The organism is Bacillus sp. HMSC036E02, from assembly GCF_001836235.1.
In the GTDB taxonomy this organism is placed as follows: Bacteria; Bacillota; Bacilli; order Bacillales; family Bacillaceae_G; genus Bacillus_A; species Bacillus_A cereus.
On the sequence record NZ_KV827829.1, the window covers coordinates 30,844 to 47,451 of the forward strand.

Consider the following 16,608-nt stretch of genomic DNA (forward strand, 5'->3'; position numbering starts at 1 on the left):
TCGAGAGTTCGATTCTCTTCACCCGCTCCATGTCCCAGTAGCTCAGCCGGATAGAGCATACGCCTTCTAAGCGTACGGTCGGGAGTTCGAATCTCTCCTGGGACGCTAAAAAAACCTTGTTATCTTTTGATAACAAGGTTTTTTGTTTGTCTAAAATTTGATGTTTGGGTTATAGGTGTAGTTCATTCTTAATATTTGCGACCTTTCCTTTGATATTAAGCAGTTGCATATGTACTTCTTTTTCTTAAATAAAAAGAGCGCCATTTATGCGCCCTATTCCTCTTATTTAATTTAAAGAATCAATAGGTTTATGATGGAACTCAAATCCAAATTCAGATTCTCTTAATTGTTTACTTACAATATTATAAAACTCTTTACCATTCTAGTACGATTGAGCAGCAGTTATCGGAACTTATTCTCGGTAGTGTGTTACAATTAATAGAAGCGGAAAACGAGAATCTCCAATTGACTGGACCTGTGATTGGTTAGATAGTTTAAGAAGGTCGTATAAAAAAGGGAGATGGCGCAAAGATGGCGAGATCAAATGAGAATGATTTAACGGAGAAATTGGCAGAAGGTCACCGAAAATATGGTGATGGCAATTTTACAGTACAGAACATCGGTGATGAAACTAACCCGAATTGGACTGTCGTAAAAAATGTGAGAAAGGGATCGGCAGGCATTCGCGAAGGAGAAGATATATTAAGACTGCGATCAAAATATATAAAATAGTACGGAAATGGGCGGAGCGGGAGTTCGAATCTCTCCTGGGGCGCTAAGAAAACCTTGTTATCTTTTGATAACAAGGTTTTTTGTTTGTTTTAAATTAGTTGTTAATAAACTTGTCAAAGACAAAACCATAATCTTTCACATTATATTGTTTCTTCGTATCAACGAGCCAGTTAAAGGCGATCTCGTTCATCTCTTTAAATTGCTCTGCTAAGTTTACTTGTGCGTTTGAAATACGGCTGAAAGCGTTAGATGCCATATCTAAACTTTTGTGTGCATATTGTAATGTAATATCGTTGTCGTATGAAATTTCTTCGATTTTAAGTAAAGCCTTATATAAATCTTTTAATTCTTCAATATGTTTTTTATGGACATCAATTGAATAGTGTTCATCGCCCATTTGGAACTTAATTTCTACATCTAAATCAATCGTTCCCGCAGTTTCAAGCGCTACGTTTTTAATTTGATATTTACTATAGCTAAAGCGGCGTAGTGTACGTTTTTTACTTGTTGCGCTTGTACCGTCTAAGTGAATTAACCCTTTGTTTGTGAAGCAATATTCATCTGATTTCGATTTAATTAGAAAGTAAATTTTCTCCCCATCTTCATGCATTACATAATCATCGGCATCGACCTTATCATAGTCTTTAGGTGTAATAACAGAACCTACATCGCTTAGTCCTAATACATCTGCGGCCATTTTTTTAAACATATATAATCCCCCTTGTAAATTAAATTCTTAATTGTACAAAAATATATTAACATGATTTTCATCCTTTGTTTTCTTGTAATACGAAAATATCTGAAGGTAAGTTAAGAAAAGTAATGAATAATTATTTTGATCCTAAATTATTTAGTAAATCTATTAGTTTAAGAGTGGATTCTCCGAAAAATAACAAAGAGAAAAAGTTAATTTTGCAAGTGATTATAAATAAATTCCGTGAAAGCACCTCAAGCGATATGAGGTGTTTTTCAATCTCTTTTTGAAATCTTACAATTCTGTAAGGTAACTGTAAGGTAGTTCGATGGTAAGAAATTGCTAATCTTTTATAATGAAGATAACAACGATAAAACGAGGAGGCAGAAATGATGAAAGGATTAGTTGTAACGGGCTTGACGGTTGCTTTTGGATTTGTAGCGTATGAGAAATTAACGTATGTAGTTGATGTTGTGAAACATTTGATTGCTTAGAGAAAACAGCCATGAGAGGGAAAGGGAATGAGTGAATGGATGGAATGGTTATTTGGAATTATAGGTACTTGTAGTGTAGTGTTATTGTTCTTTGTCCCAAGTGGTATACTTAGTTCGACAACAAGTTTGTTCTTCTTAAGTTTGTTTGCTTGTACGATGCTTATTATTATGTTTTTAATGAAGCGAAGTAAACCAATCTTCTATTTTAGCATGATTGTTATGGCAATTATTGTTCTCCAAATTATTACCCTTGTAATATACCCCACAATTATAAAAGCTTTCCATTAATGATGAATCCTCTGCGTTTGTTGCTGGGGATTTTTACTTGTACAATTTTAATTTTTAGTAGAGATTTATTTGTATTGGAATGTAAAAATTAAATATTTTCATATTTCAAACAAATAGTTTTGGGATGTTGTGTTCTCATTACGCATTTGATATATTTACTTTGAACATAATTAAAATCAAGAAAAAGAGGCGGACGTATGGATAAAAAAGAAAATACGGTCGTATTGTTTCCGCAGCTATCAGAGCGCTATATTGATGAAGGTTTTTTAGCGCTGAAAGAGCGGAAGTTCGAAGATGCATTGCGCTGCTTTGAAATATTACGTCAGTATAATGCGGAAACGGAACAAACGGAATTAGCTTCAGTTATTTGTTTACTCGAATTAAAACGTATGGAAGAAGCGAAAGACAAATGTGAACAGTTGCTTAAAACAGGAGTTGTCTTATTTGGTGATATTCTTGAAACGTACGTGACTATTTTAGTTCAAACAAATGATTATGAAGGTGTTATTGAAACTGTTGAAAAGGTTTTACAAACGAAAGATATAATGCCTGATCAAAAGGAAAAATTAGCGCAGCTTGCTTTATTTGCAGAAGGTATGCTAAATGAGGGAGACGCATCGCTAGTGGATTCAAATTTTGAGTTGGATGAGTTTACTAATGAAATTTTTGGAGAAAACTTTGGACAGAAGCTAAGAGCGATTCAGCGACTTTCGTTAAAAGACTTAGATCTTGCATTACCTGTTTTAAAGAAATTTTTAATAGACGAAGAGCAACACCCCTATTTGAAAACTTCTATTTTGTATAAAATGATAGAAAGTCAGGTAGAAGAGGAAATAGAGGTAGAAAAGTTTGGGAATACGATTAAGGTAATTCCAGCATTTACAGGTCATAATGAGGAGCAATCCAATAACATTATACATAAATTATCAAGTCGATTAGAGCAAAATTATCCCGATATATTTGAAGTGATGGTTACATATTGGAAAGAATTGCAAATTAGCATTTTCCCATTCGCTCTATTAATGGATAAAGAAGAGATTTGGTCAGCTGTTTTAGAGAGAATTGGAAGAAAGCGTTTCGGATTGGCTATTGATGAAGAAGAGCTTATGGCAGCATACAATATCGAATTGGAAGAGTTTCATATTGCCTATCAATGGTTATTACGTGTTGAAAGAGAAGGATATTTGCCCGTATAATTATGAAAAAGAATCGTTCAGTTCTTGAAACGAGCATATTCTATGTTATAATGTAAGGGTTGCAAAAGGCAGAAAACTGCCTGTTTGTAAGAGAAGAGAAGTGTAATTCTCTTACTTAATATGTTTCATATTATTCTCGAACAAAATATACCGTAGTTGTCTTCTGGGCAATTAGTAGATTGGAACATTATATCTGAAAGCTTTTGCTAGAGGATTATTTGTGTATTTGTTATTTCAAAAAAGAGATAATGAAGATCTTAATCTATAGAGGTATGTGCATACATTATTATAGTTGGAGGGAAAGAATAAATGTCTACAAAATGGGAAAAATTAGAAGGTAACGTTGGCGTTTTAACAATCGAAGTTGATGCTAAAGAAGTAAACAACTCTATCGACGCTGCGTTCAAAAAAGTAGTAAAAACAATTAACGTACCAGGTTTCCGTAAAGGAAAAATGCCTCGTCCATTATTCGAACAACGCTTTGGTATTGAATCTTTATACCAAGATGCTTTAGATATCATTTTACCAAAAGCATACGGTGAAGCGATTGAAGAAGCTGGTATCTTCCCAGTTGATCATCCTGAAATCGACATCGAGAAGTTCGAAAAAAATGCTAACCTTATCTTCACTGCAAAAGTTACAGTGAAACCTGAAGTTAAATTAGGTGAGTACAAAGGTTTAGCAGTAGAAAAAGTTGAAACAACTGTAACTGATGAAGATGTAGAGAACGAATTAAAATCTTTACAAGAGCGTCAAGCTGAACTAGTTGTTAAAGAAGAAGGAACTGTTGAAAACGGTGATACAGCTGTAATCGACTTCGAAGGTTTCGTTGATGGCGAAGCATTTGAAGGCGGAAAAGGCGAAAACTACTCTCTAGCAATCGGTTCTGGTACATTCATCCCAGGTTTCGAAGAGCAAGTAATCGGTCTTAAATCTGGTGAGTCTAAAGACGTTGAAGTATCATTCCCAGAAGAGTACCATGCTGCTGAATTAGCTGGCAAACCAGCAACATTCAAAGTAACAATTCATGAAATCAAAACAAAAGAACTTCCTGAGTTAAACGACGAGTTCGCTAAAGAAGCAGACGAAGCGGTTGCAACTCTTGATGAATTAAAAGCAAAACTTCGCACAAACTTAGAAGAAGGCAAAAAGCACGAAGCTGAGCACAAAGTACGTGACGAAGTAGTAGAATTAGCTGCTGCTAACGCTGAAATCGAAATTCCAGAAGCTATGATCAACACTGAGTTAGATCGTATGGTTCGTGAATTCGAGCAACGTTTAAGCCAACAAGGTATGAACCTTGAGCTTTACTACCAATTCACAGGTACTGACGCTGACAAATTAAAAGAGCAAATGAAAGAAGATGCACAAAAACGTGTAAGAATCAATCTTGTTCTTGAAGCTATCATTGAAGCTGAAAACATCGAAGTTACTGAAGAAGAAGTAACTGCAGAAGTTGAAAAAATGGCTGAAATGTACGGTATGCCAGTAGACGCTATCAAGCAAGCTCTTGGAAGCGTAGACGCTTTAGCTGAAGATCTTAAAGTGCGTAAAGCTGTAGATTTCTTAGTAGAAAACGCTGCATAATAAAATAACAAGGCACGATTAAAATCGTGCCTTGTTTTATAAATATAGAAATATATTTATAAAACTTTTCGATGGAGAAGGAAAAGTTCCTTTACAAGTCGAATATACATATTTCAAAAGTTTTAAAAATTTTTTATTTGTACATAACTAGTCATATTATTTGTATTTCTCGCCACGTAGTGACATAATATGTATTTACATACGATACATTTATCGTGTACATACGAAGGCAAGAGGTTAGCACTTTGTAAGGGGTGTGAAAATATGTTTAAATTTAATGATGAAAAAGGGCAATTAAAATGTTCTTTCTGTGGTAAAACACAAACGCAAGTTCGAAAGTTAGTGGCAGGTCCAGGTGTTTACATTTGTGACGAGTGTATCGAACTTTGTACTGAAATTGTACAAGAGGAGCTTGCGAAGGACGAAGAAGTAGAATTCAAAGATGTACCGAAACCGGTAGAAATTCGTGAAATCTTAGATGAGTATGTCATCGGGCAAGATAGCGCGAAAAAAGCACTAGCGGTAGCGGTATATAACCATTACAAACGCATTAATTCTAACAGCAAAATTGATGATGTAGAATTAGCGAAGAGTAATATCGCACTTATCGGGCCAACAGGTAGTGGTAAAACATTACTTGCACAAACGTTAGCGCGTATTCTAAATGTTCCATTTGCAATCGCGGACGCAACATCTTTAACAGAAGCTGGATATGTTGGTGAAGATGTAGAAAATATCTTACTAAAATTAATTCAAGCAGCTGATTATGATGTAGAGAAAGCGGAAAAAGGAATCATTTATATTGATGAGATTGATAAAGTGGCACGTAAGTCCGAAAATCCATCAATTACACGTGATGTATCTGGTGAAGGTGTGCAACAGGCACTTCTGAAAATTTTAGAAGGTACTGTAGCAAGCGTTCCACCTCAAGGTGGTCGTAAGCATCCGCACCAAGAGTTTATTCAAATTGATACAACTAACATCTTATTCATTTGTGGTGGAGCGTTTGATGGCATTGAGCCGATTATTAAACGTCGCCTTGGTGAAAAAGTAATTGGATTTGGTTCTGAGAAGAAAAATGCTGATGTAAATGAGAAGCATGTTTTATCTCACGTATTACCAGAGGATCTTTTAAGATTTGGTTTAATTCCAGAGTTTATCGGTCGTCTTCCAGTTATTGCGAACCTAGAGCCACTTGATGAAGATGCTCTTGTTGATATTTTAACGAAACCGAAAAATGCACTTGTTAAGCAATTCCAAAAACTATTGGAGCTTGACGATGTTGAGTTAGAGTTTGAAGAAGGTGCACTAATCGAAATTGCGAAAAAAGCAATTGAACGTAAAACGGGTGCTCGTGGACTTCGTTCTATTATTGAAGGCTTAATGCTTGATGTAATGTTCGAACTTCCATCTCGTAAAGATATCGAGAAGTGTATTCTTACAAAAGAAACAGTAGCTGATAATGAGCCGCCAAAATTGGTGTTACAAGACGGTACTGTACTTGATACAAAAACATCTGCATAATGCGAAAGGGAAACAGCAATTTTTATAATTGCTGTTTTTCTTTATGTTTAGCTACGTTCCTCCGCGGAAATACTAAGAGATAAAATATTGCGGGAGGAAATAAATAATGAGCTGGACAAATATATTTTTAGTTGTTCAACTTGTTTTTGGTGTAATTGTCGGATTGTATTTCTGGCATTTACTTCGAAATCAACGAACACAAAAAGTTTCAATTGATCGAGAATCGAAAAAAGAATTAGAACAACTTCGTAAAATGCGTGAGATTTCTTTAACAGAGCCGCTAGCAGAAAAGGTGCGTCCTACAACCTTTTTAGATATTGTAGGGCAAGAGGACGGGATTAAGTCGTTAAAAGCGGCTCTTTGTGGTCCGAATCCGCAACATGTAATCATATATGGCCCACCAGGTGTTGGGAAAACAGCGGCAGCACGTCTTGTATTAGAAGAAGCGAAACGAAATCCTAAATCTCCATTTCGTACGAATGCAACATTTATTGAACTTGATGCGACAACAGCTCGGTTTGATGAACGTGGTATCGCAGACCCTTTAATTGGTTCGGTGCATGATCCGATTTATCAAGGTGCTGGGGCGATGGGGCAAGCAGGTATCCCGCAACCGAAAAAAGGGGCTGTAACAGATGCACATGGTGGTATTTTGTTTATTGATGAGATTGGCGAGCTCCATCCGATTCAAATGAACAAAATGTTAAAGGTGTTAGAAGATCGAAAAGTATTTTTAGAAAGTGCGTACTATAGTGAAGAAAATACAATGATCCCAACATATATACATGATATTTTCCAAAAAGGCTTACCGGCAGATTTTCGCTTAGTTGGAGCAACGACACGTTCGCCAGAGGAAATTCCTCCTGCTATTCGGTCACGTTGCTTAGAAGTATTTTTCCGTGAATTAGATACGGAAGAAATTCAAAAAGTAGCGAAAAATGCCGCGGAAAAAGTGGAAATGCAAATAGGTGAAAATGGTATTGAGATGATTGGGATGTATGCAAGGAATGGACGAGAAGCGATTAATCTCGTGCAAATCTCTGCGGGTATGGCGATAAATGAAGAACGTTCTTTCATTAAGGATGAAGATATAGAGTGGGTTGTTCACTCAAGTCAGCTTACACCGAAATATGAAAAGCGCATTTATCCAATTCCAAGGATTGGTCTTGTAAATGGTCTTGCTGTATACGGACCAAATACAGGTGCGTTATTAGAAATTGAAGTAACAGCAATTTCGGCGAAAGATAAAGGATCGGTAAATGTTACCGGAATTGTGGAAGAAGAAAGTATTGGTAGTCAAACGAAATCGATTCGTCGTAAAAGTATGGCGAAAGGCTCTGTTGATAATGTATTAACAGTACTTCGTTCTTTAGATGTGTTGCCAGAAGGATACGATATACATATTAATTTTCCAGGTGGTATCCCAATTGATGGCCCTTCTGCAGGAATCGCTATGGCAACAGGTGTATATTCTGCGGTGCATCGCACGTATGTAAATAATGAAGTAGCGATGACAGGTGAAATAAGTATACACGGAGAAGTAAAGCCTATTGGTGGCGTATACGCAAAAATAAAAGCTGCGAAAAAAGCGGGAGCTAAGAAAGTCATTATTCCTGCTGAAAATATGCAACCATTTTTGTATACGATCAAGGGAATTGAAATTATTCCTGTTCGTAAGTTAAAAGAAGTATTTGAGTTAACGTTTATGCAAGAAAATATGCATAGAGAGCTAGATGTACATACTCACGTAGACGAAACAGATGCACAATCTATGTAAAAATAAACAATAATAAAATTTGCCAGACTTCGTTTAAGTTTGTATGCTTAATCGGAGTCTTTTTCTTTTCGTGAGGTAGAAAAACAAGCTATTTACAATTGCGCGGAATCTCAGCAATTGCATCTAGGTGTATTGTAATATAAAATAGTTGAACAGGAGTTTAATTTATTATGGAGGTGCTATGTCTAGTATGAATACGAACGAAAGAATCGTGCCCCTCCTACCATTAAGAGGCGTTCTCGTATATCCAACGATGGTTTTGCATCTTGATGTAGGACGTGATAAATCGATACAAGCACTAGAGCAGGCGGCAATGGATGAAAATATCATCTTTTTAGCAATGCAAAAAGAAATGAATATCGATGATCCGAAAGAAGATGACATATATAGTGTAGGTACAGTGGCGAAAGTGAAGCAAATGTTAAAATTGCCGAACGGTACGCTTCGTGTCCTTGTGGAAGGTTTACATAGAGCAGAAGTAATAGAGTTTATCGAAGAAGAAAATGTAGTACAAGTTTCTATTAAAACGGTAACTGAAGAAGTAGAAGATGATTTAGAAGAGAAAGCTTTTATGCGTACGTTACTGGAGCATTTCGAACAATATATTAAAGTTTCGAAAAAAGTTTCAAATGAAACTTTTGCAACGGTAGCTGATGTGGAAGAACCAGGGAGATTAGCTGATTTAATTGCTTCTCACTTGCCGATTAAAACGAAGCAGAAACAAGAGATTTTAGAGATTGTATCTGTAAAAGAACGATTACAAACACTTATTTCAATTATTCAAGATGAACAAGAGTTACTTAGCCTAGAAAAGAAAATTGGGCAAAAAGTGAAACGTTCCATGGAGCGCACGCAAAAAGAATATTTCTTACGTGAGCAAATGAAGGCGATTCAAACTGAACTTGGCGACAAAGAAGGCAAGGGCGGAGAAGTAGAAGAACTTCGTGAGAAAATTGAACAGTCAGGAATGCCGGAAGAAACAATGAAGGCGGCCCTGAAAGAATTAGATCGTTATGAAAAGTTACCAGCAAGTTCTGCGGAGAGTGGTGTTATTCGCAATTATATTGATTGGTTATTAGCGCTTCCGTGGACAGAGGCAACAGAAGATATAATTGACCTTGCTCATTCGGAAGAGATTTTAAATAACGATCATTACGGTCTTGAAAAAGTGAAAGAGCGTGTACTTGAATATTTAGCTGTACAGAAGTTAACGAATTCATTAAAAGGACCTATCCTTTGTTTAGTAGGCCCTCCTGGGGTCGGCAAAACTTCGTTAGCGCGTTCAATTGCAACATCATTAAATCGTAACTTCGTCCGTGTATCTCTTGGTGGTGTGCGTGATGAATCTGAAATTCGTGGTCACCGTCGTACATATGTTGGAGCAATGCCAGGACGCATTGTTCAAGGTATGAAAAAGGCGAAAACAGTTAATCCAGTCTTCTTATTAGATGAGATTGATAAAATGTCTAACGATTTCCGTGGAGATCCATCAGCGGCATTACTTGAAGTATTAGATCCAGAACAAAACCATAACTTCAGTGATCATTACATTGAAGAACCATATGATCTATCAAAAGTTATGTTTGTAGCAACTGCTAATACACTTTCAAGTATTCCGGGTCCATTACTTGACCGTATGGAAATCATTTCGATTGCTGGCTATACAGAACTTGAAAAAGTACACATTGCTCGTGAGCATTTGTTGCCGAAACAATTAAAAGAACATGGCTTACGAAAAGGTAATTTACAAGTGCGTGATGAAGCGCTTCTTGAGATTATTCGTTATTATACACGTGAGGCTGGTGTTCGTACGCTAGAGCGCCAAATTGCAAAAGTTTGCCGTAAAGTAGCGAAGATTATCGTTACAGCAGAACGTAAACGTATCGTTGTGACAGAGAAAAAGATTGTTGATTTACTTGGTAAACACATATTCCGTTATGGGCAAGCTGAAAAAACAGACCAAGTTGGTATGGCAACAGGTCTAGCTTACACAGCAGCAGGCGGCGATACACTTGCCATTGAAGTTTCTGTAGCGCCAGGAAAAGGGAAACTAATTTTAACAGGGAAACTTGGGGATGTTATGAAAGAATCAGCACAAGCTGCGTTTAGTTATATACGTTCTCGTGCAGAAGAGCTTCAGATCGATCCGAATTTCCATGAGAAAAATGATATTCATATTCACGTTCCAGAAGGAGCAGTTCCAAAAGACGGACCGTCAGCAGGTATTACGATGGCAACGGCACTTATTTCTGCGCTAACAGGTATTCCTGTAAGTAAAGAAGTGGGTATGACAGGTGAAATTACACTTCGTGGTCGTGTATTACCAATTGGTGGTTTAAAAGAAAAAACATTAAGTGCTCACCGCGCAGGCTTAACAAAAATTATTTTGCCAGCAGAAAACGAGAAAGATTTAGATGATATTCCAGAGAGCGTAAAAGAAAACCTTACGTTTGTGCTTGCATCTCATTTAGATGAAGTATTGGAGCACGCATTAGTAGGAGTGAAACAATGAAAGTAACAAAAGCAGATATTGTAATTAGTGCTGTTAAACCAGAACAATATCCAGACAGTGATTTACCAGAAATTGCATTAGCAGGTCGTTCAAATGTGGGGAAGTCTTCCTTTATTAATAAAATTTTAAATCGTAAAAAGTTAGTGCGTATTTCTTCTAAACCAGGAAAAACGCAAACGCTGAACTTTTTCTTAATCAATGAGATGATGCACTTTGTTGACGTTCCAGGTTATGGATATGCAAAAGTATCTAAATCGGAGCGCGCTGCATGGGGGAAAATGATTGAAACGTACTTTACAACTCGTGAGCAATTAGACGCAGCTGTATTAGTAGTTGATTTACGTCACCAACCAACAAGTGATGACGTGATGATGTATGATTTCTTAAAGCATTATGAAATCCCAACAATTATTATTGCGACGAAAGCCGATAAAATTCCGAAAGGGAAATGGCAAAAGCATTTAAAAGTTGTAAAAGAAACGCTTGCTGTTGAAATTGGCGATGAAATTGTTCTATTCTCTTCTGAAACAGGACTTGGAAAAGAAGAAGCGTGGAAAGCAATTCATAAATTTACAAAAACAAAAAACGCGTGACGAATGTCGCGCGTTTTTGTTTTGCTAAATTTTTTAGCGTACGTTTAATGTAACTTCAATATTTCCTCGTGTTGCTTTCGAATAAGGACATACACCGTGAGCCGCTTCTACAAGTTCTTGTGCTTCGCTATGTGAAACGCCAGCCACATGTACATCAAGTACAGCAGATAGACCGAAACCACCATCTGTATCTTTTCCGATAGAAACGTGAGCAGTTACTTCTGTACTTTCTACTTTCACACGTTTTGTACGAATGACAAGTTGTAATGCACTATCGAAACAAGCTGCATAACCAGCTGCAAATAGTTGTTCTGGATTTGTTGCTTCTCCGCCTGCACCACCTAGTGCTTTCGGCATTTTTACATCAAGATTTAATATGCCATCATCTGAAACTACTTTCCCATTTCTTCCACCTGTTGCTGTTACTGAAGCAGTATATAATTTATCCATATTTATTCCCCTTTTCCATCATTAATTGTTTTCATTGTGTCAATTAGTTTATTTAGTTGAATTAATAAAGAGCGATATTCTTGCTCTGTAATTCCTAAGTTTGTAGCCATCGTTGTCGGTAATGAACAAGCCTTTTCCTTTAAATCTTTGCCTTGTTCTGTTAATTCAATACAAACTTTTCGCTCGTCTTCTTTGGAACGAACACGTTTTACAAGTTTTAATGATTCCATGCGTTTTAACATAGGTGTTAACGTACCAGAATCTAAAAATAGACGTTCTCCAATTTCTTTTACTGTTAGTCCATCTTGCTCCCATAGTACGAGTAAAGTAATGTACTGGGGATACGTAATACCCATTTCTTCTAAATAAGGTCGATAAAAACGAGTAATCTCTCTAGAGCAGGCGTAAATAGAAAAACAAAGTTGGTTATCTAGATGCAAAGAGTCTTCTGTCATAAATAACTCCCTTCTAATTAAGTTGTGCACAATTTAATTTTATAAAACCAATATAACGAAAAAGAAATACAATGTCAAATACATTGTATTGAGAAAGTCTTTGTTACATTTTGGAACAATCATACATATTTTCCTTCATGATGAAAGAAGATAGGGAAGATGATGTTATAATTTATATGGAATAGTTTCCATCACTTGATTATGAGGGCTTTTTTTGGTAACGTACAAATAGAGTTATTAATTTATAATCATTATAAAGTAGAAGTTTTTTTATTAGTGTTACTGAATCTCCTTTATTACATACGGAGAATAATTAAAAAATAATCAGTTGTTCACACGATTGTCAGATTCATAAGAGGAAAGTTGTATTATGATAGTAGATAAAGTGATAAAACGGGTGAAGGGGGACATGCTGCGTGCATATTCTTGTTGTTAGTGTAAATTATCGAACAGCCCCTGTAGAATTTCGTGAGAAACTCACATTTCAGGCAGCAGAACTAGAGCGAGCGATGACTACATTACAAAATCAAAAGAGCGTGTTAGAGAATGTCATTGTATCAACTTGTAATCGCACTGAGATTTATGCTGTTGTCGATCAATTACACACGGGACGGTATTATATTAAGAAGTTTTTAGCTGATTGGTTTCAGCTTGAAATAGAAGAAGTCGCGCCATATTTAACTATTTTTGAACAAGATGGTGCAATAGATCATTTATTCCGCGTAACGTGCGGTTTAGATTCTATGGTAGTCGGAGAAACGCAGATTTTAGGTCAAATAAAAGATAGCTTTTTAGAAGCGCAACAAGTTAAAGCAACAGGCACAATTTTTAATGAATTGTTTAAGCAAGTCATTACATTAGCAAAACGTGCCCACTCAGAAACAACAATCGGGGAAAGTGCGATGTCTGTTAGTTATGCTGCTGTTGAGCTTGGAAAGAAAATATTTGGCGAGTTAACAGATTGTCATGTGCTTATTCTTGGTGCTGGTAAAATGGGCGAACTTGCACTGCAAAACTTATATGGAAGTGGTGCTCGTAAAGTAACAGTTATGAATAGGACGCTTTCGAAAGCAGAAGTAATGGCTGAGAAATATATGGGACATGCAAAATCATTAAGCGAATTACAATGTGCATTATTAGAAGCAGATATTTTAATTAGTTCAACTGGTGCATCGGAGTATGTCATTACGAAAGAGATGATGACAAAGGTAGAGAAAATGCGCTCTGGTCGCCCTTTGTTTATGGTTGACATTGCAGTGCCACGTGATATTGATCCAGCGATTGATGAGCTAGAAGGTTCTTTCTTGTATGATATTGATGATTTACAAGGAGTAGTGGAGGCAAACCGTGCTGAGCGTTTGAAAGAAGCAGAGAAAATTCAATTTATGATTGAAGAGGAAATTGTTCTATTTAAAACGTGGTTAAGTACACTTGGTGTTGTTCCATTAATATCAGCTCTTCGTGATAAGGCACTTGCAATTCAAAGTGAAACGATGGTAAGCCTAGAGCGAAAAATACCAAACCTTAGTGATCGTGAGAAAAAAGTCATTAGTAAGCATACGAAAAGTATTATTAATCAATTATTAAAAGACCCAATTTTAGTAGCGAAAGAAATAGCTGCTGAAGAGGGAGCGAGCGAAAAATTAGCGTTATTTGCGAAGATTTTCGATTTAGAAACGGAAGACGTAGAGAGTTGTGCGGAAGAAGTAGAACATAAAAAAGTGTGGACACCATCCGTTCCATCTTTATAATTTGGAAGGATGATCGGATGAGTTTTTTAAATAACAGTATTATTTATCATATTGCAATTATTTTATATGCTTGTAGCATTAGTTTATATTTTATAGATTATTTCCAAAGTAACCGAAAGGCGAACCGATTTGCTTTTTGGTTACTTGCGATTGTATGGGTCCTGCAGTCTATTTTTATGTTGCTTAGGGCTACAGATTCAGAAACGAATCCAATTTTAACTTTATTATCAGGGATTTATTTTTATGTTTGGTTATTGATTACGATGTCGTTAGTCATTAATCGATTTATGAGAATCGACTTTTTAGTCTTTTTTACAAATGTTGTTGCATTTGGCGTAAGCGCTTTTTCTATTTTTACACCGCTCGGAAAGATGTCGCCAGTACTTGCGGAACAATTAGTTTCAGAACTTGTATACGTGCATGTCGGTATGGCAATTATTTCTTACGCAACGTTTACTGTATCGTTTATTTTTTCTATTATGTACTTATTACAATATCGCCTATTAAAAAAGAAAAAATGGAATGCGAGATTAAGAAGGTTAGGGAATTTACCGAAGCTAGAATCTATGTCTTACGGATTAAATTTATTTTCTGTTCCATTTTTCTTACTAGCAATTTTATTAGGATGTATATGGGGATATACAAAATTGGATAATTTCCATTGGTATGATACGAAAGTAATCGGATCTTTTGTCGTTCTATTTGTGTATTGCACAGGTTTATATTTACGAGCGGCAGATGTGTTGCAAGGTAAGAAAATTGTACAGTGGAATATCGGATCGTTTCTCGTAATGCTAGTAAACATTTTTCTATTAAGCAGTTTATCCAATTTCCACTTTTGGTATTTATAATGAGGAGAGAGAATTATGCGCAAAATTATTGTAGGATCACGAAAGAGTAAACTAGCATTAACGCAAACAAACTGGTTTATTGATCAGTTAAAAGCCCTAGGTCTACCATATGAATTTGAAGTGAAAGAAATTGTCACAAAAGGTGATGTTATTTTAGATGTTACTCTTTCAAAAGTAGGCGGCAAAGGCTTGTTTGTAAAAGAGATTGAACACGCGCTACTTACGAAAGAAATCGATATGGCTGTACATAGTATGAAAGATATGCCAGCCGTACTTCCAGAAGGTTTAATGATTGGTTGTACACCAAAGCGTGTTGACCCTCGTGATGCTTTTATCTCAAAAAATGGAGCATCGTTTAAAGAGTTAGCGGAAGGTGCTATTTTAGGTACGAGTAGTTTAAGACGTAGTGCACAGCTACTCGCTGCGAGACCAGATTTACAAGTTAAGTGGATTCGCGGGAATATCGATACACGTTTACGTAAATTAAAAGAAGAAGATTACGATGCGATTATTTTAGCGACAGCTGGATTACAAAGAATGGGCTGGGATGATGAAGTTATTACAGAACATTTAGATGAAACGTTATGTGTACCTGCTGTAGGACAAGGTGCATTAGCGATTGAGTGTCGTGAGGATGATAAGGATTTATTGCAATTGTTAGCGCATATTAATGATACGATAACAGAAAGAACAGTGGCAGCGGAGCGAGTATTTCTTCATAAACTTGAAGGTGGATGCCAAGTTCCAATTGCTGGATATGCAACCCTTACAGAGAACGATGCAATCGAATTAACAGCTCTTGTCGGCTCTATGGATGGCTCTGTTTTATTAAAAGAGACAGTAGTGGGTACTAATCCTGAGGAAGTAGGATTAGAGGCCGCGGACCGTTTAATTAAGCAAGGCGCCCAAGAACTCATTCTTGCTGCAAATAAGGAGCAACAATAAATATGAACGCTCTCGCTGGAAAAACGGTATTGATTACACGTGCCCAGCATCAAGCGAAACAAATGAGTGTAGCAGTGAAAGAAAAGAGCGGAATTCCATTGGAAATTCCGCTTTTGCGTATGGAAGGTATGTCTCATAGGCAAATTCAACATATTGAAGAGCAGCTACATTCATACGACTGGGTTATTTTTACGAGCAGAAATGGTGTAGCTTTTTTTCTAGATAGTTTAAAAAAGAAACTACCACTAACCATTAAAATCGCTGCGGTAGGTGTGAAAACAAAATTAGAGTTAGAAAAAAGGGGCTATCAAGTTCATTTTGTTCCGACTTCATTTGTTGCAGAAGCATTTGCAGAAGAGTTTCTAAAAGAATTAAGTGGAAATGAACGTATTTTATTTCCGAAAGGGAATTTAGCAAGAGAGGTAATTCCGGTTGCACTTCGGGAAATTGGTGTTTCTCTAGATGAGCTAACCGTATACGGTACGAAAGTGAATATAGAAAAAAAGCAAGAGCTTATAGCGGCATTGAAGTTAGGGAAAGTAGACATTATTACATTTACGAGCCCTTCAACTGTTACTAGTTTTGTTCGTTTACTTGAGGGTACAAACTGGAGAGAATGGACAAAAAAATGTACAATTGCTTGTATAGGACCTATTACGGAAAAAGAGGCAAGTCTTTATTTTCCGTCTGTTATTGTGCCGAAAGAGTACACTGTAGAAGCATTACTACAATGTGTTTGTGAATCTATAAAATGAAAGA

15 protein-coding genes and 1 tRNA gene are annotated in these 16,608 nt (G+C 36.4%); 13 read left to right on the forward strand and 3 right to left on the reverse strand.

Annotated elements, in window-relative coordinates:
• Nucleotides 1–31: 31 nt before the first annotated feature.
• Both HMPREF2590_RS09105 and HMPREF2590_RS09110 read left to right on the forward strand, forming a co-directional pair.
• Nucleotides 32–105, forward strand: a tRNA-Arg gene (locus HMPREF2590_RS09105).
• A gap of 426 nt (nt 106–531) precedes the next feature.
• Nucleotides 532–732 carry a hypothetical protein gene (locus tag HMPREF2590_RS09110; protein WP_000124460.1) on the forward strand — a complete coding sequence of 67 codons (201 nt, stop codon included), beginning with the start codon at nt 532–534 and terminating at the stop codon, nt 730–732.
• Between the two features lie 94 nt (nt 733–826).
• On the opposite strand, the gene HMPREF2590_RS09115 is transcribed toward HMPREF2590_RS09110, so the two are convergent.
• A complete protein-coding gene (locus HMPREF2590_RS09115) occupies nt 827–1,441 on the reverse strand; it encodes a PH domain-containing protein (RefSeq protein ID WP_000473868.1) in 615 nt (204 codons plus the stop codon).
• A 518-nt stretch (nt 1,442–1,959) separates the two neighbouring features.
• Between HMPREF2590_RS09115 and HMPREF2590_RS09120 the strand changes: the two genes are divergently transcribed.
• The 7 genes from HMPREF2590_RS09120 to ysxC all read left to right on the forward strand — a co-directional run bounded on the left by HMPREF2590_RS09120 (nt 1,960) and on the right by ysxC (nt 11,397).
• Entirely contained in the window at nt 1,960–2,208 is a 249-nt protein-coding gene (locus HMPREF2590_RS09120) for a hypothetical protein (RefSeq protein ID WP_001983650.1), read from the forward strand.
• Nucleotides 2,209–2,405: 197 nt separating this feature from the next.
• Entirely contained in the window at nt 2,406–3,404 is a 999-nt protein-coding gene (locus tag HMPREF2590_RS09125; protein ID WP_003310994.1) for a hypothetical protein, read from the forward strand.
• 309 nt (nt 3,405–3,713) lie between these two features.
• Nucleotides 3,714–4,991 (forward strand): trigger factor, encoded by a 1,278-nt coding sequence (gene tig, locus HMPREF2590_RS09130; protein ID WP_000105215.1) that lies wholly within the window; start codon nt 3,714–3,716, stop codon nt 4,989–4,991.
• A 264-nt stretch (nt 4,992–5,255) separates the two neighbouring features.
• Nucleotides 5,256–6,515, forward strand: coding sequence for an ATP-dependent protease ATP-binding subunit ClpX (gene clpX, locus HMPREF2590_RS09135; protein WP_000472289.1), 1,260 nt, complete (start codon nt 5,256–5,258; stop codon nt 6,513–6,515).
• Between the two features lie 106 nt (nt 6,516–6,621).
• A complete protein-coding gene (lonB, locus tag HMPREF2590_RS09140) occupies nt 6,622–8,292 on the forward strand; it encodes an ATP-dependent protease LonB (protein ID WP_000119182.1) in 1,671 nt (556 codons plus the stop codon).
• 181 nt (nt 8,293–8,473) lie between these two features.
• On the forward strand, nt 8,474–10,804 hold the full coding sequence (gene lon, locus HMPREF2590_RS09145; protein ID WP_000097286.1) for an endopeptidase La: 2,331 nt from the start codon (nt 8,474–8,476) through the stop codon (nt 10,802–10,804).
• Nucleotides 10,801–11,397, forward strand: a complete 597-nt coding sequence (gene ysxC / locus HMPREF2590_RS09150) for a ribosome biogenesis GTP-binding protein YsxC (protein ID WP_000869116.1) — start codon at nt 10,801–10,803, stop codon at nt 11,395–11,397. The genes lon and ysxC overlap by 4 nt, the downstream gene beginning before the upstream one ends.
• A gap of 33 nt (nt 11,398–11,430) precedes the next feature.
• On the opposite strand, the gene HMPREF2590_RS09155 is transcribed toward ysxC, so the two are convergent.
• Together HMPREF2590_RS09155 and HMPREF2590_RS09160 are read right to left on the reverse strand one after the other, a co-directional pair.
• A complete protein-coding gene (locus HMPREF2590_RS09155) occupies nt 11,431–11,847 on the reverse strand; it encodes an organic hydroperoxide resistance protein (RefSeq protein ID WP_000359781.1) in 417 nt (138 codons plus the stop codon).
• A 2-nt stretch (nt 11,848–11,849) separates the two neighbouring features.
• Nucleotides 11,850–12,302 (reverse strand): MarR family winged helix-turn-helix transcriptional regulator, encoded by a 453-nt coding sequence (locus tag HMPREF2590_RS09160; protein ID WP_003310999.1) that lies wholly within the window; start codon nt 12,300–12,302, stop codon nt 11,850–11,852.
• Nucleotides 12,303–12,718: 416 nt separating this feature from the next.
• On the opposite strand from HMPREF2590_RS09160, the gene hemA reads away from it, so the two are divergent.
• Genes hemA through hemD form a run of 4 tightly spaced genes read left to right on the forward strand, consistent with a single transcriptional unit; the run spans nt 12,719 to nt 16,604 of the window.
• Nucleotides 12,719–14,053: a glutamyl-tRNA reductase gene (gene hemA / locus HMPREF2590_RS09165; protein WP_000547867.1), complete on the forward strand. Its 1,335-nt coding sequence runs from the start codon at nt 12,719–12,721 to the stop codon at nt 14,051–14,053.
• A gap of 17 nt (nt 14,054–14,070) precedes the next feature.
• Complete coding sequence (locus HMPREF2590_RS09170) at nt 14,071–14,904, forward strand: cytochrome c biogenesis protein (RefSeq protein ID WP_000008991.1); 834 nt, start codon at nt 14,071–14,073, stop codon at nt 14,902–14,904.
• 15 nt (nt 14,905–14,919) lie between these two features.
• Nucleotides 14,920–15,849: a hydroxymethylbilane synthase gene (gene hemC / locus HMPREF2590_RS09175; protein ID WP_001226402.1), complete on the forward strand. Its 930-nt coding sequence runs from the start codon at nt 14,920–14,922 to the stop codon at nt 15,847–15,849.
• A 2-nt stretch (nt 15,850–15,851) separates the two neighbouring features.
• The gene (gene hemD, locus HMPREF2590_RS09180; RefSeq protein WP_000992348.1) at nt 15,852–16,604 is read left to right on the forward strand and encodes a uroporphyrinogen-III synthase; all 753 of its coding nucleotides are present in this window, start codon (nt 15,852–15,854) and stop codon (nt 16,602–16,604) included.
• The last annotated feature ends 4 nt before the right edge of the window (nt 16,605–16,608 follow it).